This window comes from Rhizobacter sp. P1_G5 (genome assembly GCF_056405435.1).
The window spans coordinates 1-2,313 of the sequence record NZ_JBFUCB010000802.1; the positions used below are offsets into that span (position 1 = coordinate 1).

2 protein-coding genes and 1 pseudogene are annotated in these 2,313 nt (G+C 71.6%); 1 reads left to right on the forward strand and 2 read right to left on the reverse strand.

All coding sequences use genetic code 11. The features are described 5' to 3' along the window. Positions 1–388 precede the first annotated feature (388 nt). Complete coding sequence (locus AC1D12_RS31265; protein ID WP_477845081.1) at positions 389–1,306, reverse strand: MBL fold metallo-hydrolase; 918 nt, start codon at positions 1,304–1,306, stop codon at positions 389–391. Beyond that, a complete protein-coding gene (locus AC1D12_RS31270) occupies positions 1,303–1,875 on the reverse strand; it encodes a YceI family protein (protein WP_477826600.1) in 573 nt (190 codons plus the stop codon). Before AC1D12_RS31270 ends, AC1D12_RS31265 begins: the two co-directional genes overlap by 4 nt. A gap of 120 nt (positions 1,876–1,995) precedes the next feature. Here AC1D12_RS31270 and AC1D12_RS31275 point away from each other — a divergent pair. Next, a pseudogene (locus AC1D12_RS31275) lies at positions 1,996–2,313 on the forward strand (hypothetical protein); the annotation flags it as partial.

Sequence of the window (2,313 nt, forward strand, 5' to 3'; positions counted from 1 at the left end):
GAGCCGGTGCGGGCGACGGCGCGGGGGCCGGCGCAGGTGAAGGGGACGGAGCGGGAGCGGGGGAAGGCGCCGGTGCCGGCGAAGGGGCTGGCGCAGGCGCGGGCGTCGGCGCATCCGACACCGGCGGCGGCGCGCTGACGTCCTCGCTGTCCTTGCCGCCGCAGGCGGCCAGCAACGCAACGCTGAGGAAGGTGGCCGCCAAGTGTCGGCCGTGGTGGCCGTGGCGAAGGACGTTTACAAACGGCATGACGCGTCTCGCTTGCTTGCAAATGTGGCGCTTCGTGTCACCGGAACACGCCCGTTCGGGGCGGGTTCCGTCAGGACACGGCGGTCATCCCCGGCGTTCGGGGGGCATACGGCCAGGGCTGCAGGATCGGTGCCTGCTGCCTCAGGCGTCGTGCACCCGCTCGCCGTCGACGCGCAACGCGCCCTGCCCCGCCAACTCCGCCACGAGCTGACGACAACCGGTCGACGCATCGGCCCAGCCGAGCTGCCGCGCGATGCCGGCGAACAGCCGCGTCGCCTCGGCCCACGCCAGCAACGCCGGCCAGTCCTGCGAGCGCTGCTCCATCAGGCGGTACTTCAGCAGCACCTTCGCGCCGTGGCGCGCATGGCGCAGCGGATCGGCGCGGAAGCCGGCGAGCCGCGAGCGGGCACGCGACAACGCGCCGGCCACGTCGTCGAACGGCGCGCCATGGCCGGGCACCACGGTCCGCACCGGCAGCCGCTCGACCAGGTCGAGGACCTCTTCGACCTCGTCGAACGCATCGACACCGTCCAGCTCCGGGAACACCACGCCGAAGCCGTTCTCCCACAACGCATCGGCCGACAGCAGCACGCCCTCATGCGCTTCGAACAACATCAACGACTGCGGATCGTGGCCCGGTGCCGCCAGCGCCTGCCACGCCCGGCCGCCGGCCTGCAGCACCTCGCCCGGTGCCAGCGACGCCTGCGCCGTGAAGCGCTCGCACAGCTGGCCGGTCGCGCGATACGACAGCGCGTCTTCGTCCCACGCCTGCACCGTGTGCCAGCTGGCGCTCGGCACCGTGACGGCAGCGCCCAGCGCGCGCTGCAGCGTCGCGTTGCCGCCGCAATGGTCGGAGTGCAGGTGCGTGTTGGCGATGCGCGCGAGCGGTGCGCCGGCCAGCGCCTGCCGCACCAGCGCCAGCGTCTGCGGCGCATGCAGGCAATGGCCGCTGTCGACCAGCACCGCGCCCTCGCCCGCCCTGCCGTGCAGCAGCACGTTGTTCGACGACAGCCAGCCGCGCTCCAGCACCTCCACGCCGGCGGGCAGCGCTGTGGTCATTGGCGGACGGCCTCGATACCGATCTGCAGCTTCACCGTGTCGCCGACGACCGGCAGCCCGTAGGTGATGCCGAAGCCGCTGCGCGAGAACTCCGCCTCGAAGTCGCCGCCGCAGACCTCGCGCTTGAGCACCGGGTGCTCGTAGCAGTTGAAGCTGACCGCGCGCAGGCTCAGCGGCTGCGAGGCGCCGTGCAGCGTCAGCTCGCCGCGCAGCTCCACCGGCTTGCCGTCGGCGAAGCGGAACTGGCTGGCGACGAAGTAGGCCTGCGGGTGGTTCTTCACGTCGAGGAAGCTGTGGCTGCGCAGGATGGTGTCGAGCGGTGCCACGCCGCTGTTGATCGACGCGGTACCGATCGTGATCGACGTTTCGCCTTGTTGCGCCGCACGATCGAGCGTGACGTGGCCGCTGATGTCGTCGAAGCGGCCGCGGCTGGTCGAGGTGCCGAAATGGCGCACCTCCCACTGGATGTGGGTGTGCGCCGGATCGATCAGGTAGACCGCCTGCGTTTGGTTCGCGGCCGGTGCTTGCGCGGCCGCCAAGTGGGCACCCGCCAGCAGTGCGGAAGCCACCAAGCTGCCCCGCAAGAACGCGGGTTTCAGAGCAGTGAAGGAGGAGGACATGCGTGCTCTCGGGGACGACAGGCTGCCGATAATGCGTCATCCGGCCGATCGCTGCCGCCAAGGACCTCCATGCCCGCAGTTCCGGCGGAATCCTCCACCTCCTCGCCGCACCTCGGTGCCGACCTGGCGCGCCTCGTGGCCGACGAGCAGACGGCGCTGCTCTACCAACGCTCGCACACCGCCACGATGACCGGCGTGCCCTTCGCGCTGCTGGTGGTCTGGGGCCTGATCCCCTACGACTCGCCGCTGCAGCTGTGGGCCTGGTTCGCGATGCGCTGCACCATCACCGGCACGCGGCTGCTGCTGCGCCAGCGCTTCTTCGCGCAGGCCGAGCCGGCGACCCGGCCGTGGCGCGGCCGGCTGCTCGCGGTGCTGGCGGTCGACGGC